Annotated in this window: 14 protein-coding genes; 2 read left to right on the top strand and 12 right to left on the bottom strand. The window is 68.5% G+C overall.

Annotated features, from left to right (window positions below):
* Positions 1 to 14: 14 nt before the first annotated feature.
* Positions 15 to 350 (bottom strand): hypothetical protein, encoded by a 336-nt coding sequence (locus tag F6W70_RS06770; protein ID WP_017830946.1) that lies wholly within the window; start codon positions 348 to 350, stop codon positions 15 to 17.
* Entirely contained in the window at positions 347 to 1,726 is a 1,380-nt protein-coding gene (locus F6W70_RS06765; RefSeq protein WP_017830947.1) for an inorganic phosphate transporter, read from the bottom strand. The genes F6W70_RS06770 and F6W70_RS06765 overlap by 4 nt, the downstream gene beginning before the upstream one ends.
* Before the next feature lie 156 nt (positions 1,727 to 1,882).
* Here F6W70_RS06765 and F6W70_RS06760 point away from each other — a divergent pair, with 156 nt between their 5' ends.
* Complete coding sequence (locus F6W70_RS06760) at positions 1,883 to 3,982, top strand: S9 family peptidase (RefSeq protein WP_151486227.1); 2,100 nt, start codon at positions 1,883 to 1,885, stop codon at positions 3,980 to 3,982.
* Positions 3,983 to 4,032: 50 nt separating this feature from the next.
* Here the strand turns inward: F6W70_RS06760 and F6W70_RS06755 are convergent, their stop codons facing one another.
* The 6 genes from F6W70_RS06755 to truB form a co-directional block, all read right to left on the bottom strand.
* Positions 4,033 to 5,061, bottom strand: coding sequence for a 6-phosphofructokinase (locus F6W70_RS06755; RefSeq protein WP_017830949.1), 1,029 nt, complete (start codon positions 5,059 to 5,061; stop codon positions 4,033 to 4,035).
* Positions 5,062 to 5,263: 202 nt separating this feature from the next.
* Positions 5,264 to 7,408 carry a DEAD/DEAH box helicase gene (locus F6W70_RS06750; protein WP_055868785.1) on the bottom strand — a complete coding sequence of 715 codons (2,145 nt, stop codon included), beginning with the start codon at positions 7,406 to 7,408 and terminating at the stop codon, positions 5,264 to 5,266.
* Between the two features lie 237 nt (positions 7,409 to 7,645).
* On the bottom strand, positions 7,646 to 8,596 hold the full coding sequence (locus F6W70_RS06745; RefSeq protein WP_055868787.1) for a bifunctional riboflavin kinase/FAD synthetase: 951 nt from the start codon (positions 8,594 to 8,596) through the stop codon (positions 7,646 to 7,648).
* Complete coding sequence (locus F6W70_RS06740; protein ID WP_373695298.1) at positions 8,593 to 9,030, bottom strand: hypothetical protein; 438 nt, start codon at positions 9,028 to 9,030, stop codon at positions 8,593 to 8,595. Before F6W70_RS06740 ends, F6W70_RS06745 begins: the two co-directional genes overlap by 4 nt.
* A 57-nt stretch (positions 9,031 to 9,087) precedes the next feature.
* On the bottom strand, positions 9,088 to 9,456 hold the full coding sequence (locus tag F6W70_RS06735) for a hypothetical protein (protein WP_151486226.1): 369 nt from the start codon (positions 9,454 to 9,456) through the stop codon (positions 9,088 to 9,090).
* Positions 9,453 to 10,346 carry a tRNA pseudouridine(55) synthase TruB gene (gene truB, locus F6W70_RS06730; protein ID WP_151486225.1) on the bottom strand — a complete coding sequence of 298 codons (894 nt, stop codon included), beginning with the start codon at positions 10,344 to 10,346 and terminating at the stop codon, positions 9,453 to 9,455. Before truB ends, F6W70_RS06735 begins: the two co-directional genes overlap by 4 nt.
* 127 nt (positions 10,347 to 10,473) lie before the next feature.
* On the opposite strand from truB, the gene F6W70_RS06725 reads away from it, so the two are divergent.
* Positions 10,474 to 11,340: an iron-sulfur binding domain-containing protein gene (locus tag F6W70_RS06725; protein WP_055868794.1), complete on the top strand. Its 867-nt coding sequence runs from the start codon at positions 10,474 to 10,476 to the stop codon at positions 11,338 to 11,340.
* Between the two features lie 25 nt (positions 11,341 to 11,365).
* Here the strand turns inward: F6W70_RS06725 and F6W70_RS06720 are convergent, their stop codons facing one another.
* The 4 genes from F6W70_RS06720 to F6W70_RS06705 all read right to left on the bottom strand — a co-directional run bounded on the left by F6W70_RS06720 (position 11,366) and on the right by F6W70_RS06705 (position 17,236).
* The gene (locus F6W70_RS06720) at positions 11,366 to 13,444 is read right to left on the bottom strand and encodes a helix-turn-helix transcriptional regulator (RefSeq protein ID WP_151486224.1); all 2,079 of its coding nucleotides are present in this window, start codon (positions 13,442 to 13,444) and stop codon (positions 11,366 to 11,368) included.
* Positions 13,445 to 13,606: 162 nt separating this feature from the next.
* A complete protein-coding gene (rbfA, locus tag F6W70_RS06715) occupies positions 13,607 to 14,032 on the bottom strand; it encodes a 30S ribosome-binding factor RbfA (RefSeq protein ID WP_021199404.1) in 426 nt (141 codons plus the stop codon).
* A gap of 95 nt (positions 14,033 to 14,127) precedes the next feature.
* A complete protein-coding gene (gene infB / locus F6W70_RS06710) occupies positions 14,128 to 16,887 on the bottom strand; it encodes a translation initiation factor IF-2 (RefSeq protein WP_151486223.1) in 2,760 nt (919 codons plus the stop codon).
* Positions 16,888 to 16,981: 94 nt separating this feature from the next.
* Positions 16,982 to 17,236 carry a YlxR family protein gene (locus F6W70_RS06705; RefSeq protein WP_151486222.1) on the bottom strand — a complete coding sequence of 85 codons (255 nt, stop codon included), beginning with the start codon at positions 17,234 to 17,236 and terminating at the stop codon, positions 16,982 to 16,984.
* Between the last annotated feature and the right edge of the window lie 45 nt (positions 17,237 to 17,281).

Below are 17,281 nucleotides of genomic sequence, written 5' to 3'. Positions count from 1 at the left end.
CCGTTCCGCCGTCGTCAGTGACCGATGACGAGGAGCAGGATGCCGCTCACCACTGCGGCGGCGCAGAGCGCGAAGCAGCCGTAGGCCCCGACGAGGGCCAGCGACTTCTGCCCCTCGGTCAACGGACTCTTGCGCGCGGCCTTCGCCGCCTGCTTCTCGGCGCGCTTGAGCTCCTTCTCGGTGATCACCGTGATGGCGTCCGTGAACTCCGCCGGGCTCACCACCGGAGCCCGACCGCTGCGCACGAGCAGACGCAGACCCAGCGCGTAGAACGTGACGATGGCCGCGGCGCCGATGAGGGCTGCCGCGAAAACCTGGAGGAACGCGAACCAGTCGATCACGACGTTCATGCGGACTCCCCGTTCCGATCGGCATCTGCCTTCTTCTTCGATGCCGCAGACTTGGACGCACCGGCGCCCGCCTTGGCCTCAGCCTTCTTCTTGGCCTTGGCCGCGGCATCCTTCTTCGCCTGCGCCTTCGCCTTCTCCCTGGCCTCGGCACGGGCCCTGGCCTCAGCCTTGGCCTGCTCGATGCGCTGTTGACGACGCGTCGGCGGGGGCGTGTCGGGAAGCTCGATGGCCATGCCGGACTCGGCGACATCACTCATCGCGTTGGCGGGCGTGACGGCGTTGCGACGCGAGCGCATGTACAGACCGAGGATGATCAGGACCGCGATCACGGCGTCGATCGCGACGCCCCAGTTGCCCAGCCAGACCACGAGCAGCGCAGCGAGCGCTCCCACTCCACCGGCGGCGGGAAGCGTCAGCAGCCAGCCGATGCCGATGCGGCCGGCGGTCCGCCAGCGCACCGTGGACCCGCGGCGACCGAGGCCGGATCCGATGACCGATCCGGAGGCGACCTGCGTGGTCGAGAGTGCGAATCCGAGGGCGCTGGAGGCGAGAATGGTGGCGGCTGTCGAGCTCTCCGCCGCGAAGCCCTGTGCGGGCTTGACGTCGGTCAGGCCCTTGCCGAGGGTGCGGATGATGCGCCAGCCGCCCAGGTAGGTGCCGAGCGCGATCGTGAACGCACACGCGATGATGACCCACAGCTCGGGCTCGTGGTGAGCGCCGGACTGCCAGCCGATCGTGATCATCGCGAGGGTGATCACACCCATCGTCTTCTGGGCGTCGTTGGTGCCGTGAGCCAGCGCGACCAGCGAGGAGGTGAAGATCTGCCCCCACCGGAATCCGTCGCGACCGTCGGGCTTTCCGTCGTAGCGACGGGTGATCGAGTAGGCGATCTTCGTCGCGGCGAAGGCGATCAGGCCTGCCGTGACCGGAGCGATCAGCGCGGGGAGCACGATCTTGGAGAGCACCATGCCGAAGTCGATGCCGCCGATGCCTGCGCCGACGAGGGTGGCGCCGATGAGTCCACCGAAGAGCGCGTGCGACGAGCTCGAGGGAAGACCGAGAAGCCACGTGAGCATGTTCCAGGTGATCGCACCGATCAGACCGGCGAAGATCAACGACAGGAACAGATCCGCCCCGGCCTCGATGATCGCATCCTCACGGATGATCCCGCCGGAGATGGTCTTGGAGACCTCGGTCGACAGGAAGGCGCCGACGAGGTTGAGAACGGCGGCGAGGAGGACGGCTGTCTTGGGCTTCAGCGCGCCGGTGGCGATCGGCGTCGCCATGGCGTTCGCCGTATCGTGAAAGCCGTTGGTGAAGTCGAAGAAGAGTGCCAGCGCGATGACAAGCACGACGATGAGGGCTGCGGTTTCCACCGTTCGCTTTCGGTCGTTTGAGGAAGAAGGAGATGTCGACGTGATCGACGTGATGAACGAAGAGTTCACCGTGGGTTTGACTTCCGTTAACCGGCCCCGGTAGATCCTCCCACCCTCCCCCGTGCCGGTCAACTCGACCTGGGATAGCGTGAGACGGTGACTGACGCTCCTACCGCCGACCGCCGCTCCTCCCTCCGCACCCACCACGGTGACACCTTCGACGATCCGTACGAATGGCTCCGCGCAAAGGAGTCCGCGGAGGTCGTGTCCCACCTCGAGGCCGAGAACGCCCACACGGATGCCGAGACGGCACACCTCGCTGCTCTGCGCGAGCGGCTCTTCGAAGAGATCAAGGGCCGCGTGCAGGAGACGGACCTCTCCGTTCCCACCCGCCGCGGCCACTGGTGGTACTACAGCCGCACCGAGGAGGGCGCGCAGTACGGCATCCATTGCCGCGCCGCCGCCGAGCCCGACGACTGGACTCCTCCGCGCCTCGAGCCCGGTGTCCCGGTTCCCGGCGAGGTCGTGCTCCTCGACGGCAACATCGAGGCGGAGGGGCACGAGTTCTTCTCGCTCGGAGCGTTCGACACGTCCGACGACGCCACGAAGCTGCTGTGGTCCACCGACTTCGAAGGTGACGAGCTGTACACCGTGCACGTGCGCGACCTCACCACCGGCACCACGCTCGACGACGAGATCCCGAACACGGGCGGCGCTTTCTTCACACCAGACGGTCGGGGTGTGATCTACACGACCCGCGACGAGGCGTGGAGGCCCGACACTTTGTGGCTGCACCGCCTCGGCACGCCCGTCACCGACGACGTGAAGCTCTTCCACGAGCCGGATGAGAAGTTCTGGCTCGGTGCCGGGATCACCCGTAGCCGCCGGTATCTGGTCATCGCGGTCGGTTCGAGCATCACGAGCGAGGAGTACCTCGTCGATCTGACGGGCGAGCTGACCGCGGAGCCGCAGCTCGTGTGGCCGCGTCGCGAAGGCGTGGAGTACTCGGTCGAGCATGCGGTCGTAGACGGCGAGGATCGCCTGCTCGTGCTGCACAACGACGGAGCGCTCGACTTCGAGCTCGTCTCGGTGTCAGCGTCCCAGCCGCAGGGCGAGCGACACGTGGTGCTCGCGCATGAGCAGGGCAGACGACTCCTCGGTGTCGATGCGTTCCGCGACTTCGCCACCGTGGAGTACCGCAGCGAGGGACTCGAGCGCGTCGGTCTGCTCGACTACGCCACGGATGCGGTCGATGAGCTGGTGTTCGACGAACCGCTCTACTCGGCTGGCGTGAGCGGGAATCCCGAATGGCACTCGCCGTTCCTGCGTCTGGGCTACACCTCGTTCGTGACGCCGGGGACCGTGTACGACCTCGACCTCGCGACCCGGGAGCTGGTGCTGCGCAAGCAGGTGCCGGTGCTGGGGGGCTACGACCCCGCCGACTACGGCCAGCGACGCGAGTGGGCGACCGCATCAGACGGCGTGCGCGTGCCGATCTCGCTCGTGTGGAAGCGCTCGTTCGGCGAGCCCGGCGTCGAGCCGCGTCCGGTGCACCTGTACGGCTACGGATCGTACGAGCACTCGATCGATCCCGGCTTCTCCGTGGCACGCCTTTCCGAACTCGACAGGGGTGTGATCTTCGCGGTCGCGCACGTGCGCGGAGGCGGCGAGATGGGCCGGCAGTGGTACGAGGACGGCAAGCTCCTGCACAAGCGCAACACGTTCACGGACTTCGTCTCCTGCGGCGAGCACCTGGTCGAGTCGGGTGTGACCACGCCGAGTCGGATGGTGGCCGAGGGCGGCAGCGCCGGCGGCCTGCTGATGGGCGCGGTGACGAACCTCGCGCCCGAGCTCTTCGCCGGCATCCTCGCCGGCGTGCCGTTCGTGGACGCCCTGACGACGATCCTCGATCCGTCGTTGCCGCTGACCGTCATCGAATGGGACGAGTGGGGCGACCCGCTCCATGACCCAGACGTCTACGCCTACATGAAGTCTTACAGCCCCTACGAGAACGTCCGCGACGGCGTGGGCTATCCGCGGATCCTCGCCGTGACGTCCCTGAACGACACGCGGGTGCTCTATGTGGAGCCCGCGAAGTGGGTCGCACGCCTGCGCGAGGCCGGGGCGAAGGACGTGCTCCTCAAGTGCGAGATGGTCGCCGGACACGGTGGGGTGAGCGGGCGCTACAACTCCTGGAAGGAGCGGGCGTTCGAACTCGCCTGGCTGCTGGACACTCTCGGCCTCGCCGAGGAGTGAATCGCTGAGGCTGAGCTCGTCCGCGAAGGGCGGACTCAGCCTCAGGCGGCTCAGCCGAAGAGCGCCGCCGCCTCGTCGTAGCGGTAGCGCGGGACCGTGTTCAGTTCGCCCAGTGCGTCGGCGAACGGCACCCGGACGATATCCGTGCCCTGCATGGCGACCATCTGGCCCCAGGCGCCGTCGACGATCGCGTCGGCAGCGTGCAGACCGAGTCGTGTCGCGAGCACGCGGTCGAACGCCGAGGGCGATCCGCCGCGCTGGATGTGACCGAGGATCGTCGCCCGCGTCTCGATGCCGGTGATGCGCTCGATCTCGGGCGCGAGCAGGTCGCCGATGCCGCCGAGGCGGGGGCGGTTGAAGGCGTCGAGGCCCTTGTCGCTGTAGGCCTCGTCCATTCCGAGGAGCTTGAACCCCTCGGAGACGACGACCAGAGGCGCGCGACCGCGATCATGCGCGCTGGTCACCAGCTCCGTGATCTCGTCGATCGACATCGGCACCTCGGGGATGCAGACGACGTGTGCGCCGGCAGCCATTCCGGCGTGCAGTGCGATCCAGCCGACGTGACGGCCCATGACCTCTGCGACCATGCAGCGCTGGTGCGAGTCGCCGGTCGTACGCAGTCGATCCATCGCATCCGTGGCGATGTTCACCGCGGTGTCGAAGCCGAACGAGTAGTCGGTCGCCTGCAGGTCGTTGTCGATCGTCTTAGGGACCCCGATGACCTTGATGCCGTCCTTGGCGAGACGGTCCGCTGCGGCGAGCGTGCCCTCACCACCGATCGCGATGATGCCGTCGATCTTGTGCCCGTAGAGGGTCTTGGCGATGTTGTCGGCTCCCCCACGCTCGCCCTCGTACGGGTTCGTGCGGCTGGTGCCGAGGATCGTGCCGCCGACCTTCGACAGCCCCTTCACCTCGTGTCGGGTCAGCGGCATGAAGTCACCGTCGACCAGGCCCCGCCATCCGTCGCGGATGCCGACGAACTCGAGGTCGTATGAGGTCGTGCCCTTGAGCACGATGCCGCGGATGACCGCGTTGAGGCCGGGGCAGTCGCCGCCGCTCGTCAGGATGCCGATCTTCATGCTGGTGCCTTCAGACGTTCGGGAGATGGGGGAACAGGCGACGCTGCCTTCGATCGACACTAGCGCCCCGGCACGCTCGGGCGCCATTCGGGAGCGGCGAAAAACGTCGATCTTGACGACCTGATTCACCGATATCGTCGAACTTCCCGGTCTCGAGTGTTCTCACACCGGATCCGACGTTAAGAACGGTGATTCTTGACGCCTATGCTCCGCCCAGCGCCTGTCGCAGCAGGTGCATGAGTGCCGCCAGCTGCACCGGCTCTGCGGCCGACTCCTCGACCGCTTCACCGTCGAGAGCGCGCGCCGCGAGCCCCTGCTTCTGATCGATCAGCTCCGCGATCTTCGTGTCGATCGTGTGCGCGGCGATGATCCGCCACGCGGTGACCGGCTCGCCCTGGCCGATGCGGTGCACACGGTCGATGGCCTGCGTCTGCTCGGCGGCCGTCCACGACAGCTCGGCGAGCACGACGTTAGACGCGGCCTGCAGGTTGAGCCCGACGCCTGCCGCGGTGAGCGAGCAGACCGCGATGCCGACCTCGGGGTCGCCGTTGAAGTCGTCGATGGCCTGCTGCCGGACCGTGGAGGTCTGGTCGCCACGGATCGACACCGAGCGGATGCCTGCCGCGGCGAAGTGCGCCTCGGCCTGGTCCATGACGTCGATGTGCTTCGCGAAGAAAACGACCTTGCCGACCGAGCGCTGCAGCTGAGCGGCATAGTCGGCAGCCAGCGGCGCCTTGGCCTGACCGATGCGACGGACCATGGTGAAGACGTTGTCTCCCCCGGTGCCGGCGGCCTTGGACTCCTCGAGCTCGTTCTGGGCGACCAGCCGCACGATGTCCTCGTCGATCTCTCCCGACGCGAGCCCACGGTCTCCGCGAGCCTCGATGATACGGCGGTAGCGAGCGGCGAGCCGCTCCCCCAGCTCGCGCTCGGCCTGGCGGATGCTGCGCCCGAACTCGTCGTCGAGCTGCACCGGCAGATCGGCGATCAGCTTGTCCGGGAGATCGGCGGCGACGTCCTTCTTCTTGCGACGGACGATCCCCATGGAGATCACCGCATCGCGGGCCTCGGGATAGAACGCCTTGTCTGCCGGGGTGAACCCTGTGGCGTCGAGCTTCTCCATGAGCTCAGGACCCGGCTTCTCACCGGTGGTCCAGCCGAGGAAGCGCCAGATCGCGTCGAAGTCCTCGACGTCGTTGATGAGCGGCGTACCGGTGAGGGCGAGCATCAGAGGATCGTGCCCCGGAGTGCGCTCGCGCACCTGGGCGGCCAGCGACAGCACGTTCTGCGACCGCTGCGAGGAGAGGTTCTTGATGAAGTGCGCCTCGTCGACGACCATCCCGCGCAGGCCGATGGAGGCGAGCCACGACATGTGCCGGTCGAGGATCTCGTAGTTCACGATGAACACGTCGGCGAACGCGTCGATGTCATCGCCGTCGCCCTGGATCACCGTCGCCCGGCGCTGGGGCGTCCAGCGCTCGACCTCGCGCGCCCAGTTCATCTTCACGACGTTGGGCACGACCACCAGCAGCGGATATGCACCCGCGACGGAAGCGGCGAGAACCGACTGCGCGGTCTTGCCGAGACCGGGCTCGTCGGCGAGGAGGAAGCTGCGGTGTCCGGCCTTGACGGCCTCGAGGAACCGGGACTGATGCACCATGACCTCGAGGCCCTTGGGCGAGATGTGGTCGAATTCCGGCGCCGGCGGCAGATCCATCGACGCGGCGGACCCACCGGCCCCGGTCTCGAAAGCCTTGTACAGCGGACCCATGAGCTCCCAGCCGTCGAGACGGCGGCGCGGCGTGGCCGTCGAACGCGGCGTCAGGTCGGGAGCGAGGAAGGGGTTGGCCAACTGTCGCGCCTCGACGGACGGCGGAGTGACCTGGCGCTCCGCGATCGCCGCCGGGATCGCGGAGATCTGCACCGGTGCGGCGTCGGCGATGATGAGCTCCTCCGGGGCGAGTTCGGCTCCGGATTCGAGCAGCCAGTCCCGGCGCATGCGCTTAGCCACCGGCGATGTCGCCTGGTCGGCTTCCAGGAGCTGGATCAGTGAGGTGTCACGGGCGGCCGTCTTCGCGAGGATCGTGGCCACGCCGTCGAGCCGCTTCAGCAACTCGGCGCGGGCGGGATCGCCGATCTCGGCATCCGCCTTCACCCTGGCGCGCTCTTCGCGCACCAGGAAGGCGATCACCTGGAACTTCACTCGATTCGTGGGACCGAGCTTCCCTCGCTGCGACTTCGCCTCGATCTCGCGCACCTTGCGCGCGAGGATCGGGATGAGGGGTGCCTCATCGTCGCGACGGGACGTCTTCTTGCGCCGCGTGGCGGCGGTTGCCGTAGTCGGCATGCTCCTCCTGAGCGTGAAGGCTCCGGCTTCCCCAGGAAACCATGAGCCGTTCTCGTTGTCCGCGTGTGGCGTGAGCCAGGACCGTACGAACAGTGGATCTTCTTCCCGCCGGGGAACGCGAGAGTCGCGAAGTTCGGCGGGAGCCGATGATCATTCTATGCCATCTCGCTCGCTCAGCGGAGATCGCCCACGCCGAGCCGTCCATCCCGCACGGTCGAACCGGCGATCAGCTCTCGGCTAGGACGAGAGCCCGAGAGCCCGCGCCGCATCCGTGACATCGGCACCCATCTGCACCATCAGCTTGTCGATGCCCTCGAAGGCCACCATGCCCCGCAGCCGCTCCACGAACTCGACCGTGACGTCGTGCCCGTAGAGGTCGAGACCCGTCTCTCCCAGCACGTGAGCCTCGACCTGTCGCACGAGGACGTCGTCGAAGGTGGGATTGGTCCCGACGGAGATCGCCGACGGATGCCGGATCCCGGTGTCGTGGTCGACGAGCCATCCCGCGTACACGCCGTCCGCCGGCACGAACGCATCGACGATGGTCGAGAGGTTCGCCGTGGGGAACCCGAGTTCCCGCCCGCGCTTGAGTCCGTGCACGACGACTCCGCGCACATCGGGATGGCGTCCGAGCACGGTCGTCGCCGCAGCGACGTCGCCCTCCATCAGCAGCTCGCGGATCCAGCTCGACGACACGCGTCGCGTGGAGCCGGGGAGGTACACGTCGTCGATGACCTCGACCGAGAAGCCGTGACGAGGACCGAGCTCGCGCAGAAGCTCGGGGGTGCCGGCTCCCCGAGCGCCGAACCGGAAGTCCTGCCCGACGAGGACCGTGGAGACCCGAAGGGCTCCGACGAGGATGTCGACGACGAAGTCCTCAGCGCTGCGGGCGGCGAGTTCCTCGTCGAACGTGAGCACCAGAGTGGCGTCGAGCCCGAGCTCGCCCAGGAGGTCGAGCTTGCGCTCGACCGTGACGACGTTCTCCGGGCAGCGGTCGGGGCGGATCACGGCCAGCGGGTTGCGGTCGAACGTGACGGCGACCGACCGGCTGCCCGTCGCTGCAGCCGCTTCCTCGAGGCGCTCGATCACGGCTCGGTGGCCGGCATGGACGCCGTCGAACTTGCCGATCGCGACCGCACTCGGTCCGAAGTCGTCCGGCACCTCTTCCGGGCTGCGGAAGACGATCACGCGCCGACCTCGACCGGACGCACGACGTCGGCCGGGCGGTGCGTGCGCAGCCACCAGATGCCGAAAAGGGGCAGGACCAGCGGAATGAACAGGTAACCGCGCCCGAACAGCGACCACACGGTCTCATGCTGGAACAGGTCGGGCATCAGAAGGCTCAGCACCCCCACCACGAGGACGCCGGTGAGCTCGAAGACGATCGCGACCCAAGCGACCGAGTACCAGCCGCGGCGGCGGGCCAGGACGAGGGCGAGTGTGGCGAGGATGTACACGACGGCGGCGAGTGCGGAGAGCGCGTACGCCAGCGGCGCCTCGTCGAAGCGACGGACGATCTGCACGAAGCTGCGTCCGGTCGCGGCCAGCGCCATCACGGCATAGACGATCACGAGGACGCGACCGATTCCGGTCATCCGAGAGGAGGGGGCGGTGGAGCTCATAGCGCATTCCATCCTAGAGCCGCAGAAGAGGTCGGGTCTGCGCTCCGACCCGCCGCGTCACGCGATCTGGACGGACCAGATGACCTGCATACGCCACAGCATCACCGCGATCGCGAGCGCCGCCACCCCGAGGATCACCGTGCTCCAGCGACTGCGCTCCATGAGCGCCCACAGCACCGCGCCGACGGGCAGAAGCACCGCGGAGACCAGGTAGACCCAGTACTCGAGCAGGTCTCCGGTCGGAGGGTTCCCGGTCAGCGGCGCAACGATGGCGACGATCACCTGCACGATGAGCAGCACCTCGACGAGGGCGAGGGCGCCGACGCTGAAGTCGCTCGGCCGTCTGCCGATCAGACCCGCGACGAGACAGAAGATGCCGGCGGCGATGGCGATGACGATCTGCGCAATCGTGAGCCACAGGATCATCGGTCGCCCTCCGGCATGTTCATGGCGCTCTTGAGGTCGGCACCGCGCTTCTCGACGATGCCGATCAGGAGCCCCTCCGGGTCGATCGCTGCACCGATCGTCTCTTCGAGGCGCGCGGCCTGGCCGCTCAGCCGCTTGCCGTGACGGAGGTCGCGTGCCTCGTCACCGGACATCTCCAGCACGGGGAGGATCCGGCCGGCCGCCTCACCCGGGGTCAGAGTCGCGGCGCCCTCCAGCGCGTCGAGACCGACCGCATCGGACACATCGAACGGACCGACCCGCGTGCGGCGCAGCGCGGTGAGGTGACCGCCGACGCCGAGCGAGGCCCCGAGATCGCGGGCGAGGGAGCGGATGTATGTTCCGGACGAGCAGTCGACGACGACGTCGAGATCGAGATGGCCGTCACCTCGCCTGGTTGCGAGGAGGTCGAAGCGCGACACGACGACATCGCGTGCGGCGAGCACGACCTCTTCGCCGGCGCGCACGCGCTCATAAGCGCGACGACCGTCCACCTTGATCGCCGAGACGGCGCTGGGAACCTGGGAAATCTCACCCGTGAGCTGCGTGATGCCTGCCGACACCGCCTCATCGGTCACCGCGTCCCACGCTTCGGGCGGGGCCGTGGTGAGGATCTCCCCTTCCGCATCGTCCGTGCCCGTCGTCTGGCCGAGACGGATCGTCGTCACGTAGGTCTTGTCCGCACCGACGATGTAGGTCAGGAGCCTGGTCGCGCCCTCGATGCCGATCACCAGCAGTCCGGTCGCCATCGGGTCGAGTGTTCCGGCGTGCCCCACCTTGCGGGTGCCGAACGCGCGTCGCGTGCGGGCGACGACGTCGTGACTGGTCAGCCCTGCGGGCTTGTCGACGAGGAGGATGCCGGGCGAGACCATCCCCCCAGCCTACCGAGCGCGCGAGCGGGATCTGCGCGTGCGGATGCCCGGTGGCTCCCCTCTCCTGGCCGTCGATCCGCTCGCATAGGCTGGACGGGTGCCTCTCACACCGGCCTCTCTCGAGCTGATGTCGCCCCTGCCGACGTGGTATCGAGCGACCGCTCGCGACCTGCCGTGGCGTCGACCTTCCTTCCATGACGAGTTCGGCGCCTGGGGCGTCCTGGTGAGCGAGTTCATGTTGCAGCAGACGCCCGTGACGAGAGTCATCCCTCACCTCGAGGCGTGGTTGGAGCGGTGGCCGACGCCCTCGGAGATGGCCACCGCATCGACAGCGGACGTCGTGCAGCAGTGGGCGAACCTGGGATATCCCCGGCGCGCGCTGTGGTTGCACCGTGCCGCGGTCGAGATCACCGAGCGGCACGGGGGGATCGTTCCGCGAGAAGTGGACGCCCTGCTGGCCCTTTCCGGTATCGGTGACTACACCGCTCGCGCCGTCGCGGTGTTCGCCTACGGCGACCGGCATCCCGTGGTCGACACGAATACCCGACGGGTGCTCGCGCGCGCCGTCGAGGGCAGGGCGCAGCCGGGACCCCCTTCGCGCCGGGACCTCGACCTGATGGCCGACCTGCTGCCGGACGATGTCGCCGAAGCTGCGGTGTTCAATGCCGCAGCGATGGAGCTCGGCGCCACGGTGTGCACGTCCCGGGCGCCGCGGTGCGAGCTGTGCCCTCTCGCCGGCAGCTGCGCATGGCTGGCCGCCGGGAGACCGGACACGGGTGATGAGCGCCGACGCCAGGCCGCATACGAGGGGTCCGACCGACAGGCCCGCGGCGCGGTGCTGAAGCTGCTGCGGAACATCGACCCAGACGCCGTCCCGCTCGACGCCGTCCTGCCGGACTGGCCCGATCCCGGGCAGCGTGATCGGGCTATCGACTCGCTCATCGCCGACGGACTCGCCGAAGCCGATGGGGTCTCTCTGTTCCTGCCGCGGTGACGACGACCGGCTCAGGCGCGACGGCTCAGAGGTGCTGCTCTGTGCGGTGGGCGAGCACAGTCAGCTCGACCCGGCTCCGCACGCCGAGCTTGGTGAAGACCCGGCCGAGGTGGACTTCGACGGTGCGGACGGAGACGTTCAAGGCTTCGCTGATCTCGCGGTTCGCCGCACCGCCGACCGCGCGCATCGCCACCTCCAGCTCGCGCGCCGTGAGCTGAGGCGACCAGGCCGCGCGGCACGCGGAGAGAGCGCCGACCGAGGAGACGATGCTCCCCTCTCTCGCATCGAGCCGATCCAGTCTGCCGCGCACCGCCCTCGCCCACGCCGTCGCACCCGAGAGCTCGAACAGCCGTTCGGCGTACTGGAGGTGGATCCTCGCCGAGGAGTGATCGTCGCGAATCGCATGCTGTGTTCCGAGCATCGTCTCCACTCGCGCCCTGGCGAACGGCGAGGTCAACGTGCGTGCGATGTCGCGGACCTCATCGCTCTCGGCACGCCACCGCCCGTCGCCTGCCGTCGCGACACGGACCCGCAGGTGCTGGGCGAGCGCGATCTCCGGAGGCTCGATGGACGCCTCCGTCGTGGTGCGACCGGCAGAGATGAAGGCCAACTCGTCCAAACCCGGTACCGCCATCGTGGTCTGCGGCCCACCGAGGTCGGACCACAGCCGAACCGTGGCGGCGGCATCGTCGAACGAGCCGGCGAGGAATGACTGGATGCCGCGGTCCACGAGGAGGTCGATCTTCGCTCCCCCGGGCAGGGCGACGGTGAGTGACCGGGCGAAGGGTCCCAGCTCGCCGAGCACCGCCAGATCGAGGCGTCTGGCGAGCACCACTCCCAATCCGGCGAACGGCACCGCGATCGGAAGGGAGAGCGCCGCCTGGATCAGCCGGTCCCGCGCGACACCGATGTCACCCCGCCACACGAGCAGCAGTACCTCGACGACGGCGCGATACGCCTGAACGACCGGGCTGTGCTCGTATCCCGGCACGAACGGGTCGGGCTCGCCGGACAACGCAGATTCGTCGGTCGCGATGAGACGCAGCGCCAGATCGACGTCCCCCTCCACGGCGGCGCGCAGCGTGCGCAGCATCCCGCCGCTCACCGGGCCGGACCCCGCGACTTCTTCGATGTCGCGGTCCCCCACGAGGAGCCAGCTCAGCGCCACCACGGGATCCCTCAGCTCATGCTCGGAACCGATCCGGGATGCGCCGTCGCGGAGCGCGTCGAGCCACGTGCGCATACCGCGACGGTCGCCGCGTTCGGCGCAGAGTATCGCGGCGAGGGCGGCCGCCCTGGTCCAGTGATGCCAGTCGTCCGCGTCAGATGTCTCCGGCCGCAGCGACGTCGGATCGACCTCGGGAACAGCACCCTGCACGACGGTCTGGGCGACGATCAGCGCCCCCAGACCTGCCAACCGGTATCGCTCGGTGCCGTGCGGGTACAGGGCCCCCAGCCACGCGGCCGCCTCCGCAGCGAACCCGGCGCCCACCGCCGACGCGCCGGCGACGAGGCGCGCCTCGTCCTGGTCTTCGCCCACCGCATGCTCGCAGGCCTCCCTGGCGAGCAGCAACGCACGATCCGGGTACCCCGCCTCGCTGAGCTCCCTGGCGATGAGGGTGAGTTCCGGCGCGGCGGTCGGCTCTGCCTCGAGCGACGCCCGCGCCCGATGCCAGTCCGCGCTCACTCGTTCGCCGCGACGGCGGAAGACCGCGCTCAGTCGCCCGTGCACCGCCGCCGTCTCTGCCGCACTGGTGGCCGCCCGCAGCCAGATCGCCAGTCGGGCGTCGATGAAGCGCATCCGACCGGCGTGCACGGCGAGGTGGGCACCGACGCGGGCGGAGGTGACCTCGGCCGCCGAGCGCCCGTCGAATTCGAGAATCGGATCGAGAGCATCGTCCAGGCACACGGCGAGTGCGAGAAGCAGCCTGCGATCGCGTTCGTCGAATGCCACTCCCTCGAACCTCTGCGCGATCGCAGGCACCAGCGGCAGGGGCGTCGGCGCCGGGCGCAGACCGTGTCGTTGATCCGGCGTCAACCGCTGGACGACCTCACGGATCGTCGCCGCGTCCGCGTCCAGATCATCGGCGAGGCGAGCGAGCACGTGGGGCGCGCAACCGAGATCCTGCTCGAGCAGCTCCTCCAGGAGGAGCCCGACGGCAGCGGGCGCGATAAACGGCCCCCCAGACGTGTTCGCACCCTCGATGCCGATCCCCCTCAGCTTCGCGGGACGCCGTCCCGCGAAGCCGAGCGTATCAAACGGCGCTTACTCCGCGTCGTCGTCGGTACGGTACGGGTCGGCGTCGCCGGCGTGGGAAGCCGAGGACGCGAGCTTGGCGACGTCGGCATCACGCTGCTGCGCTTCACGCAGCAGCGCGCCGATGTGGTCGGCGTTCTCCGGAAGCGCGTCGGGAATGAACTCGAGGGTCGGCACGAGCCTGGTGCTCAGCTGCCGTCCGACCTCGCTGCGCAGCATTCCGGTCGCCGAGGTGAGCGCCGCACCGCTGGAGATGCGCTCCTCCTCCGTGCCCAGCACCGTGTAGAACACCGATGCGTGCTGGAGGTCGCCGCTCACGCGGACGTCGGTGATGGTGACGAAGCCGAGGCGCGGATCGCGCAGCCCCTTCTCCAGCCGTTCGGCGAGGATCACGCGGATTCGATCCGCGAGACGGGCCTGTCTTTCGCCTGCCATTGTTCTCTCCCTGTCCAGGAACCCTCAGGGCGTCCCCCGTCTCCGTGCTCCGGAAGGAGCAGGAGAGGGAGACGCCCGAAGGTGTTTCGAATTGATCAGCCGCGAGGCTTCTCGACGAGCTCGGTCGTCTCGATCTCATCACCGATCTGGATGTCGTTGTACTTTCCGAGTCCGATACCGGCCTCGTAGTCCGTACGGACCTCGGTGACATCGTCCTTGAAGCGACGCAGCGACTCGATGGCAAGGCCATCGGCCAGCACGACGCCGTCGCGGATGACGCGGGCCTTGGCGTTGCGCGTGATCGTTCCCGATCGCACGATGACACCGGCGATGTTGCCGAACTTCGAGGAGCGGAACACCTCGCGGATCTCGGCCACACCCGACTGGATCTCTTCGTACTCCGGCTTGAGCATGCCCTTGAGCGAGCTCTCGATCTCGTCGATCGCGTTGTAGATGACGGAGTAGAAGCGGATGTCCACGCCTTCACGGGCGGCACGCTCGCGCGCCTTCGTGTCGGGGCGCACGTTGAAGCCCACGATGATCGCGTTGTCGATCGTCGCCAGGTTCACGTCGGACTCGGTGATCGCACCGACACCGCGGTGAATGATGCGCAGCTGCACCGAATCATCGACCTCGATCTTGAGCAGCGACTCCTCCAGGGCCTCGACGGCACCGGAGACGTCACCCTTGATGATGAGGTTGAGCGACTCGACCTTGCCGTCTTCGAGAGCACGGGTGAAGTCCTCGAGCGAGATGCGCTTGCGGGCCTTGGCCAGCTGGGCGTTGCGCTCGACTGCTTCACGCTTCTCAGCGATCTGGCGGGCCATGCGGTCTTCCTCGGTGACGATGAAGACGTCACCGGCACGGGGCACCGAGTTCAGACCCTGCACCTGCACCGGACGCGACGGGTAGGCCTCGAGGACCTGCTCGCCGTTCTCGTCCGCCATGGCACGCACGCGGCCATAGGCGGTGCCTGCGACGATCGCGTCACCGATCCGGAGCGTTCCGGACTGGATCAGCACCGTGGCGACCGAACCGCGGCCCTTGTCGAGCTTCGCCTCGATGGCGACACCGCGAGCACCCTTGTTCGGGTTGGCGGTGAGGTCGAGACCAGCGTCGGCGGTGAGCAACACGGCATCCAGCAGTTCCTGGATACCGGTGCCGGCACGAGCGGACACGTCGACGAACATGACGTCGCCACCGAACTCCTCGGCGACCAGGCCGTACTCGGTCAGCTGCTGACGCACCTTCGAGGGGTTGGCGTCGGGCTTGTCGACCTTGTTCACCGCGACCACGATCGGCACGTTCGCCGCCTGCGCGTGGTTCAGCGCCTCGACCGTCTGCGGCATGATGCCGTCGTCGGCTGCGACCACGAGGATCGCGAGGTCGGTGACCTGCGCACCACGGGCACGCATGGCGGTGAACGCCTCGTGACCCGGGGTGTCGATGAACGTGATGGCGCGCTCGATGCCCTCGTGCTCGGTCCAGACCTGGTAGGCACCGATGTGCTGGGTGATGCCGCCGGCTTCACCCTCGATGACGTTGGTCTGACGGATCGCGTCGAGCAGTCGCGTCTTACCGTGGTCGACGTGACCCATGACGGTGACGACCGGGGGACGGATCTCGAGGTCGTCTTCGCTCTCGGCTTCCAGCTCGGCCTCGAGGTCGAGACCGAAGCCCTCGAGGAGCTCCTTGTCCTCGTCCTCGGGCGAGACCATCTGGATCTTGTAGCCGAGCTCGGCACCGAGGACCTCGAACGTCGCCTCGTCCAGCGACTCGGTGGCCGTGGCCATCTCGCCGAGGTTGAAGAGGATCGTCACGAGGGTTCCGGGCTGCACCGTGTAGCCGGTCAGCGTCTCGATCTTGTCGGCGAAGTCCGCGATCGATGCGCCGCGACGCATGCGGATGATCTCTCCGTTACCGCGGGTGACGTTGACGCCACCGACGACCGGAGCACTCCGCATCTCGAACTCTTGCCGCTTCGCCCGCCGCGACTTGCGCTGCTTGCTCTTGCCGCCGCCCTTACCGAAGGCACCTGCGGTACCACCGCCGGGGCCGCGGCCACGACCGCCACCGCCGCCGGGACGACCGGCGAAGCCGCCGCCGCCACCGGGACGTGCTCCGGGACCACCGGCACCGCCGGGTCCACCAGCACCGCCGGGGCGACCGGGGCCGCCGGGACGCTGCTGGAACGGAGCACCGGGACGACCGCCCTGGCCACCACGAGGGGCACCGGGACGAGGCGAGCCGGGACGCGGTGCACCCGGACGGGGTGCGCCGGGACGCGGAGCCTGCGGACGGGGGATGTTGCCAGGCGTCGGACGCTGGCCCATGCCCTGTGCGGACGCGAAGGGGTTGTTGCCCGGACGGGGGCCGGCCGGACGCTGGCCCATGCCCTGCGCAGAGGAGAAGGGGTTGTTGCCCGGACGCGGAGCGCCGGGGGTGGGTGCGCCGCCTTCAGCGGGCGCGGGTGCCTCCGGGGCTGCCGGCGCAGGAGCCTCTGCCGCGGGGGCAGGAGCGGGCGCGGCAGGCGCGGGCGCCGCGGGGGCCGGAGCCTCCGGGGCAGGCTTGGGACCGGGCTTCGGACCCGGGGTCGGCGCCGGCTTGGCAGCGGAGCCCGTACCGGGCTTCGTCGCGGATGCCGCGGCAGGCTTCGCCGCAGGAGCGGCGGGGGCTGCGCCCTTGAGCGAGCTGTCGGCCTCGATCGCCGCGCGCAGCTTGCGCGCCACCGGCGGTTCGATGGTCGAAGACGGGCTCTTCACGAACTCGCCGAGTTCCTTGAGCTTTGCAAGTGCGATCTTGCTGTCGACGCCGAGTTCGGCGGCGATCTCATGTACGCGTGGTTTACCAGCCACAATTCTCCTGTCTGAGTCGGTCCACCCAGACAGGGCAGACCACTAGTCGCGGACGGGTCTCATTTCGAGCCGTTCACTTTGTTTCCATAGCTGTTCAGCCTTTGTTTCTTGGTGGGTGCTGTTCGAAGGTCCGTGTGTCCAGCTGAGTGGTCACACGCAGTGCTCGTCCGAAAGCTCGTCGCCGCAGAGCGGCCTGGATGCAATCAGGTGTCGGATGCACCCACGCGCCGCGCCCCGACAGGACAGCACTCTCATCGGGGATGAGGGTGTCGTTCTGGGCCACCACCCGAAGAAGGGCGGAGCGGGGAGCACGCGTGCGACAACCGACGCACGTTCGTACGGGTTCCATCTTACACCTGCGTTTCACCCCGCCTCGCCCGTTCCCGGGCGCGGC

The organism is Microbacterium maritypicum (genome assembly GCF_008868125.1).
Classification (GTDB): domain Bacteria; phylum Actinomycetota; class Actinomycetes; order Actinomycetales; family Microbacteriaceae; genus Microbacterium; species Microbacterium maritypicum.
This window is presented reverse-complemented; position numbering and strand designations above follow the sequence as displayed.